Origin of the sequence: Chryseobacterium cupriresistens (genome assembly GCF_046614675.1) — a bacterium.
Classification (GTDB): Bacteria; Bacteroidota; Bacteroidia; order Flavobacteriales; family Weeksellaceae; genus Chryseobacterium; species Chryseobacterium cupriresistens.
Map to the genome: position 1 here is coordinate 1 of NZ_JBKKJT010000040.1, position 288 is coordinate 288.

Annotated in this window: 1 protein-coding gene; it reads left to right on the forward strand. The window is 33.7% G+C overall.

Features of this window, described 5'->3' with window-relative positions:
• Nucleotides 1–288: hypothetical protein (locus ACLI50_RS22570; protein ID WP_411414678.1), on the forward strand; the 288-nt coding region annotated here is incomplete at both ends.

Below are 288 nucleotides of genomic sequence, written 5' to 3' on the forward strand. Positions count from 1 at the left end.
GTTGCTGGTAGTGTTACGATTAACGGAATCAATCAGCCTAATGAGAATCCTGAAAATGGTATTACGTTAGGAAATCTTGCTCCTAATGAATTTGTTATTATTACGTTCCAAGTGACAATATCTTCTTCTACTCTTCAATCTACAATTAATAATGATGCTTCTGTTTCCTATACCGTTATCATTGATCCAACAAAACCACCTATTACAATTACAAAGCAAACAAATACCGTTACAACGACAGTCATTGACCCAATGGTTCGTATTGAAAAAACAACTGACAAATCTATT